This window comes from Paenibacillus sp. GXUN7292, assembly GCF_050864975.1.
Classification (GTDB): Bacteria; Bacillota; Bacilli; order Paenibacillales; family Paenibacillaceae; genus Pristimantibacillus.
This window is the reverse complement of record NZ_JBOZWO010000008.1, coordinates 103396-128952: the sequence shown is the minus strand read 5'-3', so window position 1 is coordinate 128952 and position 25557 is coordinate 103396. Positions and strand designations below refer to the sequence as shown.

The 25557-nt window shown below is 46.4% G+C and carries 22 protein-coding genes; 10 read left to right on the top strand and 12 right to left on the bottom strand.

The annotated features are described in order from the left end of the window. Positions 1-76 precede the first annotated feature (76 nt). Positions 77-763 (bottom strand): class I SAM-dependent methyltransferase, encoded by a 687-nt coding sequence (locus ACRRU2_RS09770; RefSeq protein WP_432501131.1) that lies wholly within the window; start codon positions 761-763, stop codon positions 77-79. Between the two features lie 93 nt (positions 764-856). Continuing rightward, positions 857-1855, bottom strand: coding sequence for a MerR family transcriptional regulator (locus tag ACRRU2_RS09765; RefSeq protein ID WP_432501129.1), 999 nt, complete (start codon positions 1853-1855; stop codon positions 857-859). Between the two features lie 159 nt (positions 1856-2014). On the opposite strand from ACRRU2_RS09765, the gene ACRRU2_RS09760 reads away from it, so the two are divergent. From ACRRU2_RS09760 to ACRRU2_RS09730, 7 genes are all read left to right on the top strand, one after another. After that, entirely contained in the window at positions 2015-2434 is a 420-nt protein-coding gene (locus ACRRU2_RS09760; RefSeq protein ID WP_432501127.1) for a hypothetical protein, read from the top strand. Between the two features lie 23 nt (positions 2435-2457). Further along, positions 2458-2871, top strand: coding sequence for a hypothetical protein (locus ACRRU2_RS09755; protein WP_331698050.1), 414 nt, complete (start codon positions 2458-2460; stop codon positions 2869-2871). 249 nt (positions 2872-3120) lie between these two features. Further along, complete coding sequence (locus ACRRU2_RS09750; RefSeq protein WP_432501125.1) at positions 3121-4029, top strand: fumarylacetoacetate hydrolase family protein; 909 nt, start codon at positions 3121-3123, stop codon at positions 4027-4029. A gap of 28 nt (positions 4030-4057) precedes the next feature. Next, complete coding sequence (locus ACRRU2_RS09745) at positions 4058-4453, top strand: RidA family protein (protein WP_432501122.1); 396 nt, start codon at positions 4058-4060, stop codon at positions 4451-4453. Continuing rightward, positions 4450-5922 (top strand): M81 family metallopeptidase, encoded by a 1473-nt coding sequence (locus tag ACRRU2_RS09740; RefSeq protein ID WP_432501120.1) that lies wholly within the window; start codon positions 4450-4452, stop codon positions 5920-5922. Before ACRRU2_RS09745 ends, ACRRU2_RS09740 begins: the two co-directional genes overlap by 4 nt. A gap of 18 nt (positions 5923-5940) precedes the next feature. Further along, a complete protein-coding gene (locus ACRRU2_RS09735) occupies positions 5941-7254 on the top strand; it encodes an aspartate aminotransferase family protein (RefSeq protein ID WP_432501118.1) in 1314 nt (437 codons plus the stop codon). 45 nt (positions 7255-7299) lie between these two features. Then, complete coding sequence (locus tag ACRRU2_RS09730) at positions 7300-8085, top strand: IclR family transcriptional regulator (protein ID WP_432501116.1); 786 nt, start codon at positions 7300-7302, stop codon at positions 8083-8085. A gap of 299 nt (positions 8086-8384) precedes the next feature. On the opposite strand, the gene ACRRU2_RS09725 is transcribed toward ACRRU2_RS09730, so the two are convergent. The 4 genes from ACRRU2_RS09725 to ACRRU2_RS09710 all read right to left on the bottom strand — a co-directional run bounded on the left by ACRRU2_RS09725 (position 8385) and on the right by ACRRU2_RS09710 (position 12142). Further along, positions 8385-9389 (bottom strand): succinylglutamate desuccinylase/aspartoacylase family protein, encoded by a 1005-nt coding sequence (locus ACRRU2_RS09725; protein WP_432501114.1) that lies wholly within the window; start codon positions 9387-9389, stop codon positions 8385-8387. An 11-nt stretch (positions 9390-9400) separates the two neighbouring features. Continuing rightward, complete coding sequence (locus tag ACRRU2_RS09720) at positions 9401-10300, bottom strand: dihydrodipicolinate synthase family protein (protein WP_432501112.1); 900 nt, start codon at positions 10298-10300, stop codon at positions 9401-9403. Positions 10301-10363: 63 nt separating this feature from the next. Continuing rightward, the gene (locus ACRRU2_RS09715) at positions 10364-11098 is read right to left on the bottom strand and encodes an MBL fold metallo-hydrolase (protein WP_432501110.1); all 735 of its coding nucleotides are present in this window, start codon (positions 11096-11098) and stop codon (positions 10364-10366) included. A 21-nt stretch (positions 11099-11119) separates the two neighbouring features. Continuing rightward, the gene (locus ACRRU2_RS09710) at positions 11120-12142 is read right to left on the bottom strand and encodes a Gfo/Idh/MocA family protein (protein WP_432501108.1); all 1023 of its coding nucleotides are present in this window, start codon (positions 12140-12142) and stop codon (positions 11120-11122) included. A 280-nt stretch (positions 12143-12422) separates the two neighbouring features. Between ACRRU2_RS09710 and ACRRU2_RS09705 the strand changes: the two genes are divergently transcribed. The 3 genes from ACRRU2_RS09705 to ACRRU2_RS09695 all read left to right on the top strand — a co-directional run bounded on the left by ACRRU2_RS09705 (position 12423) and on the right by ACRRU2_RS09695 (position 15008). After that, positions 12423-13502, top strand: a complete 1080-nt coding sequence (locus ACRRU2_RS09705; RefSeq protein ID WP_432501106.1) for a pyridoxal-phosphate dependent enzyme — start codon at positions 12423-12425, stop codon at positions 13500-13502. A gap of 76 nt (positions 13503-13578) precedes the next feature. Next, entirely contained in the window at positions 13579-14265 is a 687-nt protein-coding gene (locus ACRRU2_RS09700; protein WP_432501104.1) for a FadR/GntR family transcriptional regulator, read from the top strand. Between the two features lie 59 nt (positions 14266-14324). Continuing rightward, entirely contained in the window at positions 14325-15008 is a 684-nt protein-coding gene (locus ACRRU2_RS09695) for a FadR/GntR family transcriptional regulator (protein ID WP_432501102.1), read from the top strand. Positions 15009-15083: 75 nt separating this feature from the next. Here the strand turns inward: ACRRU2_RS09695 and ACRRU2_RS09690 are convergent, their stop codons facing one another. The 6 genes from ACRRU2_RS09690 to ACRRU2_RS09665 form a co-directional block, all read right to left on the bottom strand. Continuing rightward, the gene (locus ACRRU2_RS09690) at positions 15084-17780 is read right to left on the bottom strand and encodes an FG-GAP repeat domain-containing protein (protein ID WP_432501100.1); all 2697 of its coding nucleotides are present in this window, start codon (positions 17778-17780) and stop codon (positions 15084-15086) included. A 193-nt stretch (positions 17781-17973) separates the two neighbouring features. Beyond that, positions 17974-18798: a carbohydrate ABC transporter permease gene (locus tag ACRRU2_RS09685; protein WP_432501098.1), complete on the bottom strand. Its 825-nt coding sequence runs from the start codon at positions 18796-18798 to the stop codon at positions 17974-17976. A gap of 12 nt (positions 18799-18810) precedes the next feature. Continuing rightward, positions 18811-19692, bottom strand: a complete 882-nt coding sequence (locus ACRRU2_RS09680) for a carbohydrate ABC transporter permease (RefSeq protein ID WP_432501096.1) — start codon at positions 19690-19692, stop codon at positions 18811-18813. 34 nt (positions 19693-19726) lie between these two features. Next, entirely contained in the window at positions 19727-21154 is a 1428-nt protein-coding gene (locus tag ACRRU2_RS09675) for an ABC transporter substrate-binding protein (RefSeq protein WP_432501094.1), read from the bottom strand. A 122-nt stretch (positions 21155-21276) separates the two neighbouring features. Then, positions 21277-23562, bottom strand: a complete 2286-nt coding sequence (locus ACRRU2_RS09670) for a helix-turn-helix domain-containing protein (protein ID WP_432501091.1) — start codon at positions 23560-23562, stop codon at positions 21277-21279. Positions 23563-24102: 540 nt separating this feature from the next. Beyond that, a complete protein-coding gene (locus tag ACRRU2_RS09665; RefSeq protein ID WP_432501089.1) occupies positions 24103-25278 on the bottom strand; it encodes a transposase in 1176 nt (391 codons plus the stop codon). Positions 25279-25557: the final 279 nt, after the last annotated feature.

Below are 25557 nucleotides of genomic sequence, written 5' to 3'. Positions count from 1 at the left end.
CACGACCTTTTGTATGATTTTTCGTACAAAGTGACGCAGTGCAACCGCTAATAGCTGTATTTACACCCCATACAGCTTACACATGCAGCCACCATATCCCCGCACATTCAGGAACAACACTGGACTGGCTCTGCTTCACTTTCTCCGCCCACTCGTCCCCGAAGAAAAATTGCGTAAGCTCAAGCGCTTGCTGCACACTCTCAAACTGATAATCCATTCGGATCCAGCGATGAGCGAAGCCATATTCCTCCTGTAGCCGCTTATAATAACTTTTCAGCATATCCGGAGGATTCGGTGCAGTCTCTCCCGTACCCATCGTTTCGAAAATAATTATAGTGCCGCCAGGTCGCAAAATACGCTTCATTTCCGCAATCGTTTCCTGCAAATTAAGCGCTCCATCCTTTACCTCGTCATTGGCAATATAAGCAACAGTCCAGCCTGCAACTACCAAATCCGCGCTATTATCCTTGATCGGCAAATAACGATGGTCCGCAATATGCGTCTGCCAATTTCTCAACCCTTTCTGCTTCAATCGCTCTGCTGTAACAGCCAGCATCTCAGCGGAAGCATCCAGCGCAATAACAGATTTCACTAATGGAGCAAGCGCAACAGTCAGCCGTCCTGTACCTGCACCAACATCCACGACATCCAGCCCTTTCAGCGGCTTTATTTCCTCGATTACGTCATGAAGCAGCGGCTGCTTGGAAATAAGCAGATGGTATTTTTCTGCTTCCTCTACATAAATACGTGCATGATCAGTCATTCTTTTTCCTCCTTATGCCAGCGTGCAGCCAGCAGTTCAGCTTTGTTTTCAGCTCCTAGCATAAGGGTTCTCGTAACGGAAAGGTCAATACCATTATCGGATAGGAATAGCATATATAATATGCAAATGCTCATTGAGCCTTTGCCATTTGGTCACATATCTGCGCTGCTCCAGCACCTCGATAAGCTTCTCCAAATGAATGTAGGATTCACCGCTGCACGGCAGCTTCTCATAAGCTCCGCTATACATGAGATCGGCAATACAAATACGCCCATGCGGCTTAAGCACTCTGCGCATTTCCTCGATGGCAAGCACCTGCTGCTGCTCAGACAAATGATGAAAGGCAAAGCTTGTCACTGCAAAATCAAATTGTTCCCCCAAATAAGGCAGCGCCAAAAAATTGCCCAGCTTCGTTTCCATCTCAGGCAGCTTTTCGCGGCAGCGCTTCAGCATTTCCTTCGATTGATCGACACCGGCCATTAGCGCCCCGCGTTCAATCAGTTGCTTGGCCAAATTACCCGTGCCGGTGCCAATATCGAGCCCCCGCTCGCCAGCAAGCGGCGCAACCCATTGCACGGTTAATGCCAGCGCAGCCTCGTAATCACGGTACTTGGCCTCCGCGTGCTTGACACGCTCATCATGCTCTACAGCCTGTTTATCAAAATTCCATCTGTCCTGCCAGTTGCTGCGCTGATCTCTAAGCCGTTTGGACCGCTCCGCCAGCTGGTAAATATCCTCGAGCGGAAGCCTGGCCTTGGTGCGGACCACTTGGATCATATGATCCGTCATCTCGATCGTTCCGCGAATTTCAAGCCATTTCGCAAACATTACCGAGCGCTGCAGCTCCAAATAATACAGCAGCTCCTCGTAATCATCGCCTTCTATATTAGCTAAAGCCTGTTTAATATCCTCGATCGTCATGCCAGATTCACGCAAAGCAATTATCGTCTGCAAACGCCAGACATCCTTTTCCTGAAAAATCCGATACTGATTATGCTTATCCTTGGCAGGATCAATCAATCCCTTCTCTTCATAGAAACGAATCGCCCGCGCCGATATATTCAGCCGTCTTGCCGCTTCTTTAATATGCATGCTGCATCACCTCATTCACTTGCCTACATTAAACGTTAACGTAACGGAAATGTAAAGAGGCTTATTCTATTTCTTTATAAGCAATCCTTTCTTGCGGACAGCCGCAACCTTTCCAGCAGCATGATCGTCTGCTTTTCAAAAGGAGGAATGATCCAACCCATGAAGCTGCGCAAACCAATAATAGTAACAATAGTAGCTGCTGCAATATTAGCTGCCGGAATTTTTATCGCATATAAAACGTATGAAAACTTGTTTCGCCAATTTCAAAGCCTTACGGTAGAGATTGTAAACCAATCCAAACTTGATATTGTAAAAGTAGAAACAGGCTTATTAAGCGGTACGCCCGCACAGCCTGGCGAGTCAAAGCATTCCTTTGAACAAACGATTGCCAGCGGGAAAAAAGCAAAAATCACTCCGAAGCTGAAGTTTTTCGGCGAAGGCTCCATTTATATGGAATTTACAGACTCCAGCGGGAAAACAACGAAAAAAACCGTTTGCTCTTACACCGAAAGTGCTTCCGGTTATTCAACGGTTACGATTACAGACAAACAGGTAACGGTTGAGGAGCATTGTATATAACTTATCCGGAACGGGGGGATTATATGAACCTGTCTCGCCTAGCTTTAACCTTGTTTATTGCGCTGGCGCTAGTTGCCGCTGGCTGCAGTAAATCATCGCCAACGCCTGACCTTGCTCCGCAAAAAGTGCAAGAGCTGTACCCTGGCGATCTAAAGCAGGTAGATTCTATCGAAATTCGCAGCGGCTCCACCGGTGAGCTCAAAACGTATTCTGACCGTGAGCAAATTCAGCAATGGCTGAGTTCTATAGCAAACATCGTCATAACGCCTGAAGCTGATCAAGAAGGCAGTGTCGGCACTTTATTTTCGGTTTACTTATTCGAAAATAAACAACTGCGGCTTACATTTACAAACAACTCTATCCGTAACGTGTATTACGTTTCCAACAACGAGCTGCTCGAAGCCATAAAGTCTCTCTTTGAAGATGCCGGTTCATAATGGCACCGCAATTAACAAAACCGTTAGACGCTAAATTCCCCCCAAGAGTTAGATACCATCTAGCTGTTGGCGGTTCAAGCGCTTCTGGCGGTTTTTTGTTGTATGTCCAGTTCATTTCCCTCCTCCGAAAGGTGCTTTTTCCAAAAACATGACATGGAAGCATTTACAACAAATTTAGCACATGCTATATTAAATGAAACCATGGTTTCAAATAATGAAACGAAATACTCATTTCATAGGAGGCATACGATGAAACTGTTAACTTTTACAGAAAACGAGCAAAACCGGCTGGGCATCTTTACAGAGCAAGGCGTCCTGCATGTCGACCGGGCAGCAGCAGCGCTTTATCCACAAGGGCATACCATTCCGCTTCAAGTCATGGATGCAATCTCTGCAGGCAATTCGGCAATCGAACAGCTGCAGCAGCTTGCGGCTGATACACTTGCATCTCCGGAAGCAAGCATGTATTTGTCCTCGCAATCCGATCTGGAGCTAGAGCCTTGTGTTACAAATCCCGGTAAAATCATTTGCGTCGGACTGAACTACCGTAAACACGCGGAGGAAACGAATGCTCCTATTCCAAGCTTCCCTATATTATTTAATAAATTTTCCAATACTCTGACTGCCGATGGCAAAGACGTGACTCTCCCTTCTGCTGTCACTTCTCAAGTCGACTACGAAGCAGAGCTTGTTATCGTCATTGGCAAAACAGCCAAAAATGTCGACAAGGCTAATGCGCTTGACCATGTGTTTGGCTATTGCTGCGTCAACGATCTCTCTGCCCGCGATTTGCAAATGCGCACCAGCCAGTGGCTGCTGGGCAAATGCTGCGACGGCTTCAGCCCGCTTGGGCCTTATTTGGTTACGGCTGACGAAGTTGGCAATCCGAATGATTTGCAAATCAAATGCACCGTTAATGGCGAGGTGCGCCAAAGCTCCAATACTTCCGATATGATTTTCCATTGCGACGAAATTGTCAGCTATATTTCCAAGCATATGACCCTATCTCCTGGTGATATTATTTTGACTGGAACTCCTGAAGGTGTCGTCCTCGGCTATCCAGAAGATAAGCAGGTATGGCTCAAGGACGGAGATATCGTTACGATCGAAATTGAAAAGCTTGGCTCTCTGACAAATCGTATGGTCGATCCTTCATAATCCAATTCATTTAAAGGAGATGAGCACAATGTCACAACCTATTCATACTGAGCTAGCACCACAATTTCCGCTGCCTTTCTCGCAGGCGCTGAGAGCAGGAGATTTTGTCTATGTATCCGGCCAAGTAGGCGTTGACCCGCAAACACGGCAGGTTGCAGGTTCCACCATTGAAGAGCAAACGGCACAAGCGCTGCGCAATATCGAAACCATTTTGCAGGCAGCTGGACTTACTCTAGATCATATTGTTAAAATGAACGCTTTTCTTTCGAAATACGAGGATTTCCCTGGTTATAACCGTACTTATTCAGAAATGATCAAGCAGCCTTTCCCTACCCGCACTTCTATTCAATGCGGCATAGGCGACTATTTGGTTGAAATCGATGCTATTGCCTATGCTCCGAGCGTTCGGGGAGGACATTCATGAAGCCTTTAACAATCGCTGTCGCTGGTATTTTGCATGAAACCAACACATTTGCTCCCGGATTGACAACCGCAGAGCATTTTTCAAAGGAGCGCAGCACAACAAAGGAAATGTTTGAACAGCGCTATCTTGGCACACGAACCTCAATGGGCGGCGTACTGGACGCTGCCAAGCAACGCGGCATTCAGCTTGAGGTCGGCTTATATACAACGACTACGCCCAGTGGCATGATTGAAGCGAACAGTGCCGAGCTGCTGCTTGGCGAGCTTGTACAATCACTGCCGGAGCATATCGATGGCCTTGTCGTTATCGCGCATGGCGCTATGGTTTCCGAGCAATATCCCGACTTCGAGGGAGAGTGCCTAAGACGGCTGCGAGCCAAGCTTGGAGATAAGCTTCCAATCGCAATGACGCTCGATTTGCACGCTAATGTAAGCCAGGAGATGGGACAGCTGGCCGATATTATCGTAGGCTATGATACCTATCCACATGTGGATATGTACGAACGAGCTATCGAAGCCTTTCATCTGCTTGTGAATATGATTAATGGGGATATCTCACCAGTGCGATGTGTGAAGCATACGCAAATGCTTGTCGTGCCGCAAGCGATGATGACTGAAGAAGGCAGCATGAAGATATTAATGGACCGCGCTTTTGCGATGGAGGAGTTAGAGTCGGTACTTAATGTAACGGTTATCGGCGGCTTTCCATACAGCGATGTGGCGGATGCCGGGATGTCTTTTATCGTTACAACTGACAATAATCAGGAGCTTGCCAACAAGCTCGCTGCCGAGCTCGTCGATTTGGCGGTTAGCATGAAGGAATCATTCGCTATCGATCAGCTCACACCAGCAGAAGCCATTTCTATCGCCCTCGCTGAGCGGGAAGGCCCTGTTATATTGGTGGAGGGCTCCGACAATGTCGGAGGCGGCGCCCCTGCTGATGCAACCTACTTGCTGGAGGAGCTTGTTTCTATCGATCAGCCTGCCTTAATTGTAATAAAGGATGAAGAGGCCGTGCAGTATGCTGCGGCTCTAGGCATCGGCGGCGATTTCAAAGCACATATAGGCGGGAAAAGCGACCGGTTGCATGGCGAGCCCGTTGAAGTAACAGGAAAAGTCAAACTATTATTCGATGGCAACTATCGGCATGCGGGTCCCTATATGACCGGGCAAATAGCAGCTATGGGTTTAACCGCTGTTATTGAATGCGGAAAGCTTATAGTCGTTTTAACAGAAAAACGCGTTCCACCTTGGGACATCGGCCATATTCAATATGCAGGACTGGATGCCAGCCGCTTTAAATTAATTGTGGTCAAATCAGCTATTGCCTGGCAAACCGCATTTGGGCCAATCGCTAAAAAGGTTCTCTTGGTCGATACGCCAGGCTGCTGCAGCGCGAACCTGCAGCATTTCGAATATAAGCATATTCGCAGACCAATCTACCCTTTCGACCCTATAAATCAACCCTAATATTAGGAGGCATTTTAAATGACTTACACGACCAAAGTCTCTGAGCAGCTGTTTGCCGAGTCCAAGCATTACTTGGCTGGCGGCGTCGCTTCCACCCTGCGCGCCTCGATGAAGCCTGCCCCGCTTTTCGTAGAATCGGGCAAGGGTGCTTATGTTACTGATGTAGACGGCAATCAATATATTGATTATTTGCTGGCATACGGACCTCTTATTCTGGGTCATGCCCATCCGGCTTTGGAGGAGGCGTTGAGCAAGGCATCCAAGCTAGGCTTTACGTACGGACTTCAGCATCGCGGCGAAATTGAACTCGCCAAGCTGCTTACCGAGATACTTCCTTGCGCTGAGCGGGTAGCCTTAAGCGGCTCCGGCACCGAAGCGGTAATGCTGGCGCTGCGCCTGTCTCGCGCTTATACAGGCAAAACAAAAGTGGTTCGCTTCCATGGCCATTTTCATGGCTGGTCCGATACGATCTTCACCTCTTTCCCAAGCACCGATATGAAGCAATCAGCTGTTTCAGCAGCAGCCTCTGATAGTGCCGTACCCGGTACGAATGGGCAAAGCAGCAGCAGCTTAGGCGATATTATTATGCTGCCTTGGAATGACGCGGCTGCGCTTGAAGCGCTGCTGGACGAAGAGCATCATACTATCGCTGCCGTCATTACTGAGCCAATCATGTGCAATAATGGCTGTATCCAGCCTAAGGATGGATATTTGCAAAAAATGAGAGAGTTGACGGCTAAATACGGCATTGTTATGATCATGGATGAGGTTATTACCGGCTTTAGACTCGGCACAAGCGGCGCACATGGCAAGTTTGGACTTAGCCCTGATCTGGTCACGATCGGCAAAGCGATGGGCGGCGGCATGGCCATTAGCGGCGTAGCCGGCAAATACGATATAATGAAGCTGATTGAAGATGGCACGGTCAGCCATCTTGGCACGCTTAACGGCAATTACGCGGCAACAGCCGCAGCTTTGGCAACTCTGCATGAGCTTGGCAAAGATAACGGAAGCAGCTATCATCGAATGGAGCAATTCATGAAGCAGCTTGCAGATGGGATTCGCAAGCTGTTTGGCAAGCATCAAATACAAGGGCTTATCAATCACGTTGGCCCAGTCTTTCATATGATGTTTACCGATCAAAGCAGCGTTGAAGATTTTACAGCCTTCGGCAAGCGCGATGCTGCGAAATATACGAAATTTGCGGAGATCATGCTGGAGGAAGGCGTTCTTGTTCGCCCTAGCGGACTATGGTATATTTCCACGGTCCATAGCGAGGCAGACATCGAAGCTACCTTGCAGGCCGTTGATCGAGCGCTGGCCCGTCTCTAACTGATGCTGCAGCAGCTTCGCCTGGAATAAATGGAGGAATGTCATTTGAGCAAAGAAGCAGTCGAAAACACCGAACGATATATTATTCAATCTGTTGATAAGGCACTCGATTTAATTGAGCTTTTGGCCGAGCATGGCTCGCTTAATCTGATTGAGCTTACCAGCATGCTGGAGCAGCCCAAGTCCTCAACCTACCGTATTGTACTCACGCTTGAGAACCGGGGATACATTAGCAGAAGCGATGAGGACGGCAAATATTGTCTGGGGTATAAGCAGCTGATGCTGACGCGGAATTTGCTTGAAAGAAATACGCTGCGCACTGCCGCCATTTACGAAATGAAGAAGCTGTCAGAGCGTTATGGCGACACGGTCAATCTGGGTGTATTAGTTGATGGAAAGGTTCTTTACGTCGAAATCATCGAAAGCACGCATGCGCTTAGAATGATGGACTCTATCGGCTCGCGCTCCCCTTTTCATGCTACGGCAATGGGAAAAGCAATAGCCGCTTATATGGACAGCAAGGAAGTCGAGGGGCTTGTGCAAGTGTACGGCTTGCCCCCGCTTACACCAAATACAATCCAGTCCGTGCTGCAGCTGAAAGCAGCGCTCAAAAAAATTCAAACGGACGGTTATGCGCTTGATGACGAGGAAATTGTAGAAGGTGCACGCTGCGTTGCAGCAACTATATTCGATATGTATGGCAAACCGGCAGGAGCGATCAGCCTTTCGGGAGCCATGCATAGATTTAAGCCTGAGCTTCTGGCTGATATATCTGCCAATGTGCAAGAAGCGGCAGCTGCTATTTCACGAAAGCTCGGCTTTCAAGTTTAATTGCGTAACCGCCAGTTTTTGCGTTAAAAGTCGGCATATTTCAGACTGTTAAAAATTCATTTGGAAACTCTAACGAATGCTAGTAGCGCTATTATACCGAAAAAACTCATTATAAAAATGTAACGAATCCTAGCGTGCTTATTGGCTGTAAAACGCAGCCAAAATGAGCTTTTGTTCACAGATAGCACTTCTACGATGCGTTACAATTTCAAAAGGTACATTTTATGCGAAATAGCGCTTCTAGGATTCGTTACAAAATGAGCGGCTTACTGAGCTCTACATTTTAGCCAAACTAGTTTTCATCTGATCAACCCCGTAATGGAGCAAATGATCCCGCCTTTTTTGACGTACGGCATTTCCGCCAGGCCCACAACGATCCCGAAGGAAGGCGCACCCAGCTTCTCCAATTCCTCGCCAAATATATTATAGATACTGCCGACATTATCGCCTTCCTCAACAATCTGCAGTAAGTCCACTGCCGGGATAAAGAAACCTTCAATGGACGCAAGCAAAGAAGCATCAAAATTGCCATCACCATTCAATCTTCGCTTAATAGCAGGGGCAGGCTCGAGCAGCCAGGCTTCAGGGCCAAGCAGCATACCCAAATGATGCATCAAGCGATAAGCGCCCCGCCTGTATTGTTCCTGTTCCGCACGTTTAATTCTGCGGCCGCCGCTCGCTTCTGTGTATAACCAGGGAATACCCCGCTGCATCGCTGCACTTACAGTGCGCCCCGGCCCAACCTGCGGATGAGCCCATATCGTCTCCATGCCGAACGCTTCTGCGGCAGCACAAGAACGTCTCCCTAACTCTTCTTCCTCATTATGATAATAGCCTACAAGCACCGGAATAGAAAATTCCATAGCGCCGCTATGAAGATCGAGCAAGAAATCCGCTTTCGCCAAAATATACTGATCCAAGTAATAAGCCAGTCTTTCCGTATAACTTCCCTCTGGTGAGCCTGGAAATGCTCTGGCGAGATTTTTGCCGTCTAGCGGTGTAATGCGTGAAATTTCTTCATAAGCAGGCAAGTTTACTACAGGCACCATCAATACCGTTCCGCGAATATGCTGCGGCTGCAAGGCATGAATAAGTTCAATAACAGTACGCACCCCGTCATATTCGTCACCATGAACAGCAGCCAAAATAAGTAAGGTCGGCCCTTGCTCTTCCCCTTTTACGATATGCAATGGAATTTCCCCGACTCTTTCCTCACATGGGAAAGTCAACATCACATCCTTAACCTGCCCCGGATTTACTGAATCCCAATCGAATAACTCTGCAGGAATATGTGGAATCGTCATCGTTATTCTCCTTAAACCAGTTTAAGTGACTGCATGAAGCTCCGGACCCTATCTTCTTGCTCAGCTGTCAGCCGCAGCGCATAATCTGGCGTAAAACTTCCAGCAAAACCGAGCAAGTTCATCGCATAGCTAAAGCCGGCGAATACACCCACACTTGCAAATACATCACGAAGCGCAATAATATCATGCAGGCAGCCGGAAGCCGTCGCCATATCATTATTCTTCAAACTTTCATACAACTGTTTATTAATAGTCGTCGTACACGAGAACATGCCGTCAAGCTGGCTCGTTAATCCATAACCGTAAGCCGCATCGAATACATCCAGGCCGCTGAACAATACCGAAAACCCAGGAGCATGCTGAGCCTTCTCGCGTTGCAGCACACGGGCTAAAGCCAGGTCTCCCGTCTTGATTCCTGCAATATTCGGATGCTTCATGAGCTCAATAGCTGTCGCCGCTTCAATCTTTGTCTTTGTTATAACCGGTAAATCATACATATACACAGGAAAATCAGACTCCGCCGCAATCCGTTCGAAATAAGCTCTAACCTCCATTTGCGTCAATCCAAAATAATAAGGTGTAGTCGCTACAACGCCGCTTAAAGCCATCCCTTTCAAACTTTCTATTCGTTCCATCACCCGTCCGATCGAGTTGTCCATAACGCCAACCATGACCGGGCAATCAGACTGCGCCGCCTTTACAGCATCAGATGCGATCTGTGCCGTCCTTGCATATTCGGAGTTTTTAATTTGTGCTTGTATGCCCATCGAGCCCATTACCAACAATCCTGCCGCATTCCCACTCAACTGATCCTCAACATGTAAACTTAAGCTCGAAGCAATGACATTCCCCTGCTCATCAAGAGGCGTCCCAAGCGCTGGATAATACCCTGCCGACAATAAATGATTCATTCTTCATCCCCTACCATTTCCCAAAATTTTTCCTTACTGGACACCGATCCAATCCGATCCGTCCTACACAATGCTCTCCGGTATTTCCCCCGCTGCAAATTTCCGTTCGGCCGCTGCCAACGTTTTTCCATCATCGCCACATAATGTTTGCCAGTGTCCCGGAAACAAATCCTTTGCCGGCAACAGCTTCAATCTGCGTATACTGCAAGCAAGCTCCTCAAGCGAGAAATCTTCTGCCTGCTGCACAGCTATTCTTCCATTTGAAAATAGTACATCCCCGCAAAATAATGCAGCAAGCTGCGGGATGTAGATACTTATATGATCACAGCTATGCCCGGGTGTCGCAATAAAATGTAGCTCCAAGTCGCCGCAGCACAGTTTTTCCCCATTTTCAACCACGATGGTCGGTACGCAAGGCTCGTAGTGATAATCAGCCGGATAAATCCCTAGTTCCCGCGCTTTGCCGATCCCAAGCGTATCTTCCCCGCCGCTCACCAGCTCTGCCGTCAAACTTGAACAAACGACCTTAGCGCCGAATTGCTGCTGCAATATGGCGGCACCACCGGAATGATCCGCATGCGCATGTGTCAATACAAGCCATTCCAGCTTTTCGCCCGAAAATCCATGCTGCGCAAGATGATCAAGCAATATCTGCGTATTTCTTCCGCCTCCGCAATCAATCAATATCCCCTTATCACCAGCCTTTACATAGTAAATATTACAGTCATAGTCATCCGACATACGATTGCCTAACAATCCGCTTCCTACTAAATAAACACGCTCAGTCAGTTGCGCCATCGCGCCGCCTCCCCTTCCACATCAAGGCGCTAATCGAACCGGCTGACCGGTTTGACTGGACAAAATAATAGCTTCCGCCACCCGAACAGCTTCTTTCGCATCCTCTGGCAACAAAATAGGAGAAGGTGTGCTATCGCGCACGCATTGGTAGAAATGCTTCATTTCCTCAAAAATATAGCCTGCATAAGAATCATAAGCTTCATTCCATATATAGGAAGCCTTATGAACTACGCCGTGATCACTCCAAAATACAAGCGATTGATCAGGATCCTGAAAATGTATGCTGCCCTCCTCGCCGACAATCTCCATACGCACATCCATCTCCGCAGGCGCTTGCTCTGGAATGAGCCAATTATTCTCAATTACACCTATCGTCCCATCTGAAAAGGTAAGCATGGCCCAAATTAAATCCGGTCCGTTCCCGGCGCCGCTGCTTGATCGGGCAAACACTTCAACAACCTCTGCTCCTGTCAACCAACGCTGCAGATCAATATCATGAATGCCGAGAATATACATTAGATTCGTACGCTCATATAACGAAAAATAACGACTCGGATTGTTCCGTCTCGAATAAATCGAGCGAATCCTGCCAAGCTCGCCTTGCTGAACCGCTTGCCTTGCCGCAAGCATTCTAGGATCAAAACGCAGAACATGCCCCACCATAAGCAACCGCTTATTCCGCTTGGCAGTTTCAATCATCCGCTCAGCATCCTGCTCTGTAAGCGCCATTGGCTTCTCGACAAATACATGACAGCCTGCCTGTAAAGCTGCCAGAGCCGGTTCGACATGATGCATTTCGGGAGTAAGCACAATGACCGCATCCAGCTTCTCTGTGTCGATCATTTCCTGCCAGCTTGCATAGCAGGCACAGCCCCACTCTTCAGCCGTCTCCAGCCTTCTTGACTCGTTTAAATCTGCTGCAGCGACTAATTTTACATTTGAAAGCTGTTTCAAGCATTTCAGATGAAATTGTGAAAAGCGTCCTAACCCGATCATCCCCACTCGAATATGCGCTGCAGCTTGCTGATGCTCATGAATAACCATTGCACCATCCCTTTGTATAGTTATAATATGGTATTACCAATTAATATAGCATTAACTTTTTGTTTTAGTCAATTTCATTTCATTCCATGCATCCCCCTCCGATCATACATTATGTCCGGTTTTCCGCTCACTTTTGATTAGATCAATGTAAATCTGTTCACTCATTGGGGATACGAGGCCGCTTCATAGATTGAAGTATCCAGATAAGCATTGACCTTACCATGAGTATACAGTACTATAATTGGTAATACCATAACATATATGGAAGGTGCTATTTTATATGATATCTACAGGTATATGGCATTTTGCAGACTCCTTGCCGGCCGTAGCGCCGCATAATCGCATTACACTTGGAGAAGGGCATACACCGCTTATTGCCAGCAGTTCCATTGGTGAAGAGCTAGGTTTGTCGAAGCTTTATTTTAAGCTGGAATCACTGAATCCAACCGGTTCCTACAAGGATCGCATCTCAGCAATGGCACTCTCCCTGGCCAAACAATCCGGTAAAACCGCCTGTATTGGCACCACCTCCGGCAATGCAGGCGCGTCTATCGCTGCCTATGCAGCCAAAGCGGGCATTCCTTATCACGTCTATGTCCAGGAAAATATCACTCCCGCCAAGCTGGAGCAAATGCTTGTTCATCAACCGCATGTGTACAAGGTAAAAGGGCTCGGCTTCGATCCGGCGATCGGAAACAAGGTTTTCGAACAGGTACGGGACAAGGCGGTTCGCAATAATTGGGAAGCTGTCATTACTGCTTTCGCCTATGCTCCGCTAGCTATGGAAGCTGTGCAAACAATCGCTTGGGAAATAGCCGATCAGCTTGGCATGCCCGATGCCGTCTTTGTCCCTGTTGGCGGAGGCGGGCTGTTCTCCGGCATATATAAAGGCTTTCAACAGATTTGCCAACAAAACAAAGCCAGTAAGCTTCCCCACATGGGTGCCTGCCAATCAGAAGGCTGCAGCAATTTAGTAAAAGGCTGGCAGCAAGGTTTGGGACAACCTGCAGCAGGAGCCTCGACATCTATGATTTCAGGCATTCAAGTGTCTAATCCGCCGGATGCAAACATTGCCTTCGAAGCGCTGGATTGCAGCGAGGGCGTGGGCTGCATCGTAGCCGATGAGGAAACATGGAAGTGGCAGCGTGAACTTGCAAGGCGGGAAGGCATTTATTGCGAACCTGCCGGAGCGATTTCACTGGCCGGTCTCGTTCAGGCTGTGGAAACAGGCCAAATTAACCGCACTGACAAAATAGTATGCATCATTAGCGGCGCAGGCTATAAGGATTTGGAGCAGCAGCGACTAATGGTTCGGGGAACAGCAACCAATATCCCTCTGTATGACGCCGACCAGTTGTAGAACCTCATTCTACTTACAATCAATCGACATTCTCAAATTGTTGGCTATAATGATAATGTAGAGGAGGTTCTGCAAATTGAAACAACCATTAGCAAGTGAAGTCAAATCATTAAGCTGGATCGTAAGCGACCGCATTAAACAATATATGATGGATCAGCAGTTGAAGCCTGGCGACCGGCTGCCTCCGGAACGCGCACTGTCTGAAGCTTTGGCAGTAAGTCGTCCTGTCGTCAGAGAAGCGCTCAGCCATCTGGAAACACTCGGATTAATCGAGAAGCATCAAGGACGGGGATTATTTGTCAAAGAGCAAAATTTATCTCGTCTATTCCAAGAAATGCTCCCCCCCAATCATGACAAACAGGCCTTTAAACAGTTGGTTGAATTTCGCTTTATGATTGAACAAGCTGCTCTTAGCCATATTATGAACCATATTCAGAAGGAGCAGCTTCAGCCTTTATACAAGATCATAGAGCAATCTGAAGACAATATCAGCGATTCAGAGTTTGTAAGACTGGATCATGAATTGCATCGCCGGCTTATCCAGCTTTCAACCAATCCATATTTAGTTGAATTGACCACTGTGATTGATAATTTTTTTGCGCTCATCGAACAACCACTCCGTGACAAGGCACTTTCTATAGAAGAACGCAACCAGTCCATTGGACAGCATCGTCAATTACTTGATTTCATAGAGCAAGGACAAAAGGGCAAGGCGATTGAACTGCTTGAGGAGCATCTGCTGCTCAGTTACTCTCACTTCTAATATCAACTTTATCGCAGTATCGCTTCACCAATTTATGCTGAATAGGAGAAAGCGGAATTATGTCACTTGAGCCTATAGTACGCACTAGTCTAAAAGAACAAGCAATCGCCAAAATCCGCGAATTTATTACAGACGGAAGCTTTAGTGCGGGACATCGCTTCTACAGCGAGAAGGAACTGATAGAGCGGCTGCAAATGAGCCGAACGGTTATAAGAGAAGCTCTTCAGTCGCTGGAAACAATTGGACTTCTCCAAATTAAACCAGGTGACGGCATCTATGTATCGGAAGCTTCGATTAGCCATATTGTAGATCAAGTGTCCTTCGGCTGGACACAAAACCCTGCGCGTATGCATGAGCTGCTCGAAACGAGAATCATGCTGGAGAAAGCCGCGCTTGAGCTGATCCTTTCACGGTCACAGCTAATCGCATTAGACACGTTAGACCGTATTAATGCACAGATGGCCGCCGCTATCGAGAATGACGAATCGATCATCGAACTGGATATCGCTTTTCACCGTTCACTTTTTCAGCTGACCGGCAACGCAACCTTTCAGGAGTTAAGTGAGGTTATAAGCGCATTTTTTCACGATTGGCGCGACCAGCTTCTGGATAAAGAGTCCGGCTATATTACACTTCGCGACCATGAGGAAATTACGAAAGCTATTGCAAAAAAAAATATAGCCGCAGCAAAAACGTGGCTGGAACATCATTTATCCGTCTGGAAATGGCTGTTTGAACGATAGGAATGCCCCGGGACCATATACCAAAAAGCTGTCCCTGGAAAGTTATAGTTACCTTCAGAGACAGCTTGTAATCCTCTAAGATTTAATCGTAACCGAAGTAAGCTTTGGAGAGCTTACCAATCCGGGCGCGCGGAATTCAACTTTGTACTGCATGTACTTGGCGTTTTGCGGAGCGTGCAAGGCACTGCCACTGTCGACGATGCTCTCGCTCCAGACAGAGCCCTTCACTTCCTCTTCACTGTGGCCGAAGCGCACATGGAACGATAATGATGTCTTGAATGGCGTCTCGCCTTGCCATTCAATCCTTTGCGGCCTATCACATGCGAACAATGGGGATATATAATGCTCGTTATCGCTCCGATCCATCGCATTGCCTTGATTCTTCGCCGTAAAGTTATGCGGGCCATATCCAAGTATGTCTTGAGCATTCTCTATATCAATACCGTCGGGGCCATTCATAATAAGCTTGGAATTGACGATATGTCCCAGGTCATTGCGATGACAGCAAATGAACAAATCCGGATATCCATTACCGTTAAGATCGACCGGGGTAAACGCGATTGATGACAAGCAATCGATCATCTCTGGACGCTCCCAATCGAAATTGCCTTTGCCATCCCCGCGAAAGATGCGGGCAGGAAGCTCCCTTGTTTCGGTTGTCGAATAGAACGGAAGAAGCAAATCCAGATTGCCGCTGCCAGTCATATCGGCTAAGGCCGGGAATCCCGTCGTCCCCCCTGTCTCGAACATGAACGTACTCTCCTCAGGAAAACCTTCATTTCCATTCCGCAATACGTACACATGGCTCGACAAACGGGTATAATGTCCTGCTGTCGTTACGATGAGTTCCAGCCAGCCATCCTTGTCGATGTCGGCTGTCGCCAGCCCCATAATCAGCGCGCCATTATAATCCTTAAGCCGGATCTTGCCATAACGTTCCTTATTAAATCCTTCCGTGCCTCCATAGTACACGCCTATAGAGCCTTCTCCGTCTCCGTACAAGAAATCGATATAGCCGTCATTATTAATATCAGCGAGCAGAATGGCCTGTGAGATTCTTGTGTATGCGGGCAAAATCATGCGTCTGTCATTGGAATAACCGTTCGGACCCCCGTAATAGACGACAACCGAGTGGCTCAGTTCCTCCTCCGTATTCCTCATGACCCATGGCACCACAATTAAATCCAGCCAGCCGTCGCGATTAAAATCACCCACCATTACTCCGCCTACAATATGGCTTAAGCCATACTTTTCACAAGCGGGGTGGATGACATCGTAGTAATTAGATGAATCAGGTCCGTCTGCAGTTCCTTGAAAAATACGAATGCCTTCTACCGTCGTTACAATCAACTCGACAAATCCATCATTGTCAACATCCGCTGCCGCGTAAGTGTGGCACATCATATTAACCGGATAATCTTTGCGATTCTCAGCCTTATATTGATGATCGTGCGTTCCGTAATAAACAAACACCGGGAAATTCGGATCAAATTGCGAAGGCCCCTTCATCGTGTTGCAAAAAATAATTTCCTTCACTCCGTCGTTGTCCAAATCGGCGGCCATACAGCCCATCGGCCCATGGGTCTCGAAGCTCGTGACATTGTCAAGGCTGTAACCGTCCTCGCTGTTCCAGAATACTAGCGACACCGTGTCATAAGCAGTTGATGAACAGTAGTGCGAAGCTATAATATCGATACGTCCGGTATTGCGAATATCAGCCGCTTTCACCCAGGAGCAGCCATAGCAAGGCAGCTTCATCCACACATGTTCCAAATCATTGGCTTTGCGAATTTCCACTCCTTCAAGCGTGGCGATCACAAGCTCGGGAATGCCGTCGTTATCGATATCAGCGATATCGGTAGTGAGCATCCCTTTGACGAATTGACCAGTCATTCCGGCAATATCAAGTACGAGCCGATTTTCGGCACTGAATGAGCCGTTGTCATTCCAATAGATGATAAGCTGATTTCCGCCGGCAAACAGAAGCTCCTTCCTTCCATCTCCGTTCAAATCGGCGGTCAGCACCTGTCCGGCATGCCGGGTAGGCAGACGTACGGGATTGTCCGTGTCGAATCCTTTGGGCGTTCCCCAATAAACGACCGACTCGATGTCGTAATTGTATTGATCTCGCAAATTGACAAGCGCCAGATCGGGATAGCCGTCGCCATTCAAGTCCTCGCAAATAAGCGAAACGGTGGCAAGGCCGGGAATCTTGTACTTCTCCGTCACATCGGCAAATTGCCTTGGCGCTGTCTGGACGTATACCTTCTGATGCAATGGAACACCCGCGTTATGATGATCATACCATGCGGTCGTAAATATTAGATCATTCAATCCGTCGCCATTAATATCGAACACCGCCACATCGTAAGCACCGATCGTATCAAGCTCCGTACACTCGCCGGTAAGTCCGTTTGGCCCTCCCCAATAAATGTACGATTTCAGCTCGGAGGTAACTCCGTTCTCGCTATTGGCAATAATGAGATCCAAATATCCGTCTCCATCTACATCTATTGCCTTCGGCAGCCATCCGCTGTCATGGGGAAGCTGGAATTTCTCCCAGTCTCCCTCCTTCTCTGTATAGATATAAGTGGGAGCACGTTCGATATAGCCATGGGTGTTAGGCAATACGATATCGAACAGACCGTTATTGTTCAGATCGTTATCCATAATCCGGCGAATTGTTCCGGCGGCGTCAACGAACAAATTGTCCCCGCCATTTCCGAAAGTCCCTTTAAGAAACTGCTCTAATCCTTTATGTTCTATGTTCATTTCGGCTTCTCTCCTTATAGCAAATGATCTCTACAATCTCGCTGAACTTACACCTTTATAGACAACTCTTCAATTTTTTCTGCTAAGAAAGAAGAGGCTGTCGTTAAGGACAACCTCAGAGATAGCGTTGTTTGTAGCAAGGCGTTTGCGCTAACGGCCGAATTTACAGGAAGGCATTCCAGCCAGCTTTCTTCTATCCTTTCACTGCCCCAACCGTTAAGCCTTGCACAAAATATTTTTGAAACGAAATAAAAACAATTAGCACTGGCATGGAAGCCAGCACGGAGCCTGCCATGATGAGCCCCCAATTGACTGCTTCCACATTGATGAGCGACTTGACGCCTAGCGGCAAAGTCATCATCGTGGAATCTTTAATAATAAGCAATTGCCAAATGTAATCATTCCAACTGGATACAAACGTAAAGATCGCGATCGCTCCAAGCCCAGGTTTAGCCAGAGGCATCATAATTCGCCAATAGATACCCGGCTCGCTGCAGCCGTCGATTTTTGCCGATTCAAGCATTTCTTTCGGAATAGTCATCATGAATTGTTTAAGCAGGAAGATCATATAAGGCGCGGCCAACGCAGGAATAATTAATCCTCCGTATGTGTTGACCAATTGCAATCCAATCGCCATTTTGAATTGCGGAATTAAGAGCGCCGCAGACGGAAGCGTCATAGAGCCGACGAATAAAGCGAATATATATTTCCCTGCCCGAAACGGTACTTTGGCTAGTGCATAGGCAGCCATAGAAGATATAATGACAACCAGAAAGGTCGTAACCAAACTTACGGCAATACTGTTCATCATCCATCTTGCCGCTTGTGTCTCCAGCAACTGCATATAGTTTGATATGATTGGCTTGGCAGGAAATAGCTGTGGCGGAATCTGATAGGCAACCGACATTTCCTTAAACGATGATGAAAGCATCCAATAAAACGGAAATAGAAACAGCAAGGCAATGATGACGATTAATAGTTTGGAACCGGCGGTGACCAGCTTTTCATTAGATAGCATCACTCATTCCCCTTAATACTCAATTTCTGTTTTCAGAAGTTTAAATTGAATCCAGGCTATCGCTACAATAATAATGCTTAATATAACGGCCATCGCACTTCCTCGGCCATAATCGCCGTTAACGAACGCTTCCTGGTAAAGCAATAACAATATGGTAGATGTCGCGTAATGCGGCCCACCCGCAGTGAATAACAGAATAATCGCAAATACTTGAAAGGCTCCGATTGTAGCCGTCACGACGACAAACAGAATGGCCGGCTTGAGCATCGGCAGCGTGATGCTTGCATGCTTGCGAAATAAAGATGCGCCATCGATTTCGGCAGCTTCGTAATAGCTGGGAGGGATACCGCCAAGTGCAGCTGTTAATATTACGATTGGTTGTCCCAGTCCCATTGTGAGAACGATAGCAGTCGTCGTGATTAGCGCCATATCATAGCTCAGCACATTGACTTTATCCATACCGAACAAGCCGATAACATAGTTCAGCAATCCGTAATCATAGTTCAAAATATATTGCCACATTAACGTGATGCTAACGACGGATGTAACTGCAGGAATATAGAACACTGCTTTAAAAAAACTTTGTCCCTTCGATTTGAATTGGCTAATAATAACCGATAAGGTTAGGCTGAGCAGCAATTTCGCCGGGACAAGCATCAACGCAATAAGCAAAGTGTTTTGGACCGATTTGCGAAACACTTCATCCTCCAGAAGATGCCGGTAATTCCCCAGGCCGGCCCAGCCAGAGGAATACACCGTATAGGAATAAAGACTTGTTTTGATCGCGTCCAATATGGGATATAGATAAAACAAGGCAAAGAACAGCAGCGCCGGAGCCACAAACATATAGCCGTATCTTTCCTTATGCAAGAGGACAAGTTGTTTTTTCAGCATTGCACTCCACACTCCTGTTCCATCCGAAATTAGTTTATTTTTTGGAGGCTGAGGCTGCCTTAACAATTTCATTTGATTTTTTCACAAAATCATCCATTGCTTGCTGAGGCGTCTTCGCTCCAATAAATATGGCTTGCATTTCCGGGAAAAATACGGCTCTCGTCTGTGTATAACCATCGACATCATAGGATAAGTCAATACGGGAAATTTTCTCCGTTTCCGATATCGCTTTAGACATATATAGCTGTTCGGGGCTAAGCTCATCCACCATCATATGCTTGCCGAAAACATCGAATGTCTTTGCTGCCTTGAAGAAATCCGGATCTTCGTTGACAGCGAAATCAACAAACTTCTTGGCATACTCAATCTTTTTCTCGTCGCCATTATTGAATAAGACAAATACGCCGCCACCAGGCACGATAACGCCATGATCTTCCTTCGAGCTAGGGAAAGGAGCCAGCATCATTTCAAATTCTTCGGGAATGGTACCATCCTCTTTCGCTTTTTTCACGAGATTAAACGTATTCAAGGAACCAAGCGCCACCGCTGTCTTTCCTTGCACAAAATAGTCATTGCTCATCGAGGCTGGTCTTGTCTCCGGATTCGGGAAAACAAGCCCTTTCTCGACGAGTGACTTCACCCATTCAAGCGACTGCACATTTGCTGCTGAGTTCATTACACTGGTAATACGATCCTCCGCAAATTTCTTGCCGCCGAAGCCTGCCATAAAGCTGTGATAAAGCATATCCCCCTGCTCATTCAAAGCAAACAGCGTCATAGGATAAGAGTCATTCTTCTGGTAATCCTTCACTGCCTTCAGCAACTGCTCGAATTGCTCTGTCGTCCACGTGCGCATCTCGCCCTTTGGCAAAAACTCGGATGCTCCCGCTGCTTCAACCAGTGTCTTATTAATGACAAGCATCGTTGCTCCAAGACCGGTTGGGTAGCTGAAGATCGTTCCGTCGGACAACGATACCATTCGAAGAAGATCCTCTGGAATTTGCTTCAACTGTTCATCCGTGAACATATCGTTGAGCGGAACGGTATAGCCCCGCTGAGCATAGCCTGTCGTACGGCCCGGATAATCATTGAAGATGTCCGGTGCGGTATTGGAGGCGAGCGCCACATTAACCTTCTGATCGCCGCCTTCATATGGGATAATCTCCAATTTGATCTTTACATTCGGATACTTGTTTTGAAACTTCTCAATCAGCACGTTATTGTATTCACCCGGCTTCTGTCCCGGCAAATCGAGAACGGGATAAGTCCAGAATACAAGCTCGACGTTCTCATCATCCTTTGTTTCAGCTTTCGGCTGCTCGCTGCTGACAACTCCTCCCGGCGTGGATGAACCACTTGCCGGTACTGTTTCATTGCTCTTGCCGCATCCGCTGAGGATTGCCACAATTAGAACAAGCACAGCCAGACTAATCGTTCCGTACTTTCGCTTTACCTTTACCATAGGATAGCCCCTCCAAATTGTGTAGTTGAAAGCACTAAATAAATCGCTTTCATTTCTCAAGGTATACGAAAAACTGTTACTCTGCCCATATAATAATCTGGGTAAAACCATAAAAAATGTGGTTAGTTACCTTGCTTCTCCCTGTATTTGCCCGGAGAAACCCCGAAAGCCCCCTTAAAGCATAGGCTAAAATAATTGGCGTCGTTATAACCGACCTGCAAGGCGATCTCACCAATCTTATTACCGGTTTGCCGCAGCAGTTTCTCAGCAGCTTCCATTCGCACTGTTGTAACATATTGCGAAAAGTTAACTCCTGTCTCATGCTTGAACAGCTTGGAGAAGTAATTCTCGCTAATGTGAAGCTCCTTGGCAATATTGCCAGCGGATAAATCATTATCTGCATAGCGGCTTTGGATGATCTCAATTGCTACTGCAATCGTTTCGTTCATTCGTTTCTCACGGCGTTCTTCTATTAATCGGGTTGCCGATTGCAGGAATGCGGCAAATTCTCGTTTGAGCTCATGCGCGCCGGCATGAAGATGGATATTGTTAATAGAAGGAACCTGAATATTCGACTGCTCGCTCCCAAACAAGTCAATCCCTCTATCGCTCATTAATTTGAATATTTTTAAATACGTATTCACAATCGTTCGATTCATCGCTTCCTTGCTTACAAATTGCTCCTTGAAGGTTATAAACAGCTTGTCGATCATTGAGAGCAGCTCTTCCTCTTTCATATACTTGACCGCATGGACAATGCCATCCTCCAAGACGTCCAACTGCTCGTAGCTATAAACATATGCTTGAATATCGTTTATATAAATCATTCCATTCCGATCAAACAGATGCTTGTAATTAAGTGCATCCAGCGCTTCCAAATAAGACTCATGGATATGTTCAGCACTCGCGTAAAAGCGGCCAACGCCAATCGTCACTGGAATGTTCTTTTGTTCATTCAACATCTTGTGCAAGTAGGGAACGATATCCTCATCCTCTCCATGCACAATCATAATGACGCGCCTGGAATCAAGAATATGCAATAACGCGCTGGAGTGAATAGCTGCAAGTTCTGATTGGAGCAGTATCTCCACATCGTCAATCGAGACTGCGGAAGCATCTATGTTCGAACGATCGTTAATTTCCATAACTGCGACGCCATGGGCGGAGTCAAACGCAGGAAGCCCCAATTCCTTCGCCTGCTGCAAAAGGCCGCTATCTGCCGTTCTACCCAGCAGCAGCTTGCCGATCAATTGCTCCTTGCGCAGCGGAACGCTATTGCGCAGCGTCATTACCATTTCATTGAAATTGTTAGCTAGTATGCCGATTTCGTTAAGCGGCGGATTTGTCATTTTTATATTGAGGTTGCCTTGTCTAACCCGATTCATTAATCCGATCAGTTCATTGATCGGCTTCACCAGCGTCCTGGAAAGAAACACAGCGATAATGACTACGACGAGCAAATTAAACAATATTAAATAAAAATTAACCTTTTTAATAAAAGCTACATCTTGATAGATCGAACCGATAGGAGCGCGATTGACCAATGTATAGTCGTAGTGCTTATTTTTCAAATAAGTAATGAAGTAATTGTCGCCATAAAGTGGAGTTTCGAACGAAGAAGCTATATCTGTAAAACTGTTAAAAGAAATGGCACTTTCCGTGCCCTGCAGTTCCTTTTGAGCATCGATCACAGTAATCCCCGATATATCAATGAGACTTGTTAATGGCAGATCGGAATCCTGAAATAAAATGCTTCCCAACGCTTGCTTCTTAATGCTCATAGCAATAACGCCAATCGGCTTGGTTCCCCGCAATTCGTTAATCGTCCGATACAATGTCAAGTTATTCGTATCTCGAGAGTATGCTCCCGAGTAATCGATAAACAATCCGCCGTTCAAAGAACGGACCTGATCGTATAACGGCGATTCAAAGTAGTTGTCCATCAGTCCTTCCAAATAATAATTTCCATTATTAAGCATATACTTCTTCCCGCTTAGATCTATTATTTGAATGGCGTTTATCTCCGTATTGGTCACATTGACCTCATTCATTTTGTAATACACTTCATTGACAAGCTCGAGCTGCCTCTGATTGGAAAGCTCGCTAGCTTGTTTTAGCAGTGTTTGCGTCGAATCGCTATAGGCAAGTGAATTCATTACAGTGCCGTAATTGTCCAGTTTGAGCGTAATGCGGTCATCTATATTGCGAAGTGAGTTAATGACAGCGCGATTTTCTTTCTCCGTAATGATTTGTTCAGTCACCTTGCTTGTTACTACAGCAAAAATAGAAATAACAAGAATCGATAGCACAATATACGAACCGATCAATATATTTTTCAATGAAAAATAAGCGTGATAAAAGCCGGCTTTAGCCGCTCTGCTTTTATCGTCTTCATAATGCTCACTCATCGTACTCCCCCTTTTTAGCAAGCGCTTTCATATTTCATTAATGACATCATTGCACCCATTCGCTTATCCCTTTTTATTTCTTCAGAATAACATAAACGATTCTTTCATGCCCCTATAGAAATCTGGGTTTTTCCTTAAAAATAAGGTTAATTAACTTCAAGCAGGAATTATGTTGCAGTAGTACATGTGATTGCAGCAAACGTTTTTTTATTCATTTAAACGGTATCCCCTTCGTTCAGTTACAGGCGGTGAGCAATAATTGAGCGAGTGGAGAGTAACCGACTAGCAGGTCCATATACTCATATACTCATATACTTATAAGCGAAAAAGAAGCCTATTAAATCCAGACTTTTCTATTGACCTTATCCCGCACATTATTCAATATGCAAACCTCGCTTTTAGAACTTGAACTCTGCAGTCCATACTTAGAAATCAAGCTTACATGAGTATCCAGCTTTTTCGAAGAATATTTATGAGGCGATCCAGCCCTTAGAGCAATTTCATAAACTTTTTAGGCGAATCAACTATAACGAAGAAAATTCATTTTACTGAAGCCATACTTAGTTGAGACAACCCTTCAAAAATCAAGCGTCCCTTGGCTTTTATATTGTAATAGTAACAACACTCGTCCAGATAAGTTTGCAAATACTTTGGTCCCAAACTACCATATGTTCGTTTCAACCGTCCCATACTGTTGTCATATATGTTCTGCAGGCAGCGTCGCTTGCGATATGGCATGCCGGTAGAATGCTCGACAGATGTTCCCTTTTTCACATGCCTTTCCTCAAACAAACGTATCCCCAAAGGCAACAATCGCCTTCCTTCTATATGTTCTTTAGCAATTAGCTTGATTTTGACATACTCAGGCTTCCCCGAGTTGCCCAAAGAAGCGCCAACAAGAAACGACCTCTCTTGAGAATCACGTTCGAGTAAGACAGCAGGAATAAGTGAAAGAGGAGGCTCTGGATTAACCAGAAGCGCGGATGCCGGCATAAGCAATCGGGCAGCGCAAAGATCCCGTACGGATAAATGATTAACGGCCATGCTTGGATCGGACTTAGATTCAAAACTAAAAACAGGATCGAAATGAAGTACAGATGTTGAAGAAGCCAAGTCGTAATTAGACGCAAACATAGCAGTCGATACAGCTGATGCGGAATCGGAAATGGATATCGGTACAGGAGCAGATACGGATGCTGATGCTCGAAAATTCTCCTTTGTAACAAGGCCGCTTAATGGCTGATCGGCATCTAATTGGCTGATGGCCTGGCGAATTTTCTGGCAAATTGACCAGGCCGTCTTATAAGTCACCTGGAGCAAGGTTTGCATTTGCAGTGCATTAACCCCTATTTCGGCAAATGAAAGAAAAAAGAACGCTGACAGCCACTTGCGCAGCGGTGTGCGGCTTCCCTCCATGATCGTCCCAGCTGTCAATGTTGTTTGATGGTGGCAGCAACGACATTGGTATAGCGGCATTCTGCGAGTAGTAATTACAACGGCCCGGTCGTGGCTGCAGCGCGGGCACAAATAGCCATTTGGCCATTTCAAATAGAACAAATAGTCATAGCAGGCTGATTCCGAGGCAAACCGTTTCTGAAATGCCCGCCATGCTTTTACAAGCTTTACTTTCTGTCCCTGATCGCTATGGCCATCACGACCGCGCAAATACGGCAGCCGCAATAATGTCTTGACTATTGTCTTCTCGTCGCAAACCATGATCGCCCTCCGTCAAAAGAAATTTAATATTTGAATCATGAATCGGTATCGGTTAGCCAGTTAGGTCGAGCCTTTGAACCGCAATTTTTTTATTCGTGCATTTGACTTTCATAATTATATTATACAGAACACATGTTCTCTATCCAATGTAAAGTTCCTATGTCATTCCCTATGTTCGATCATTCTTTTTCGTTGGATATGTAACTGAGTAGAGGGGATACCGAATAAAACACTGAATAAAACACCTATCGCCAACGATAAGCAAAAGAGGGGAACCCT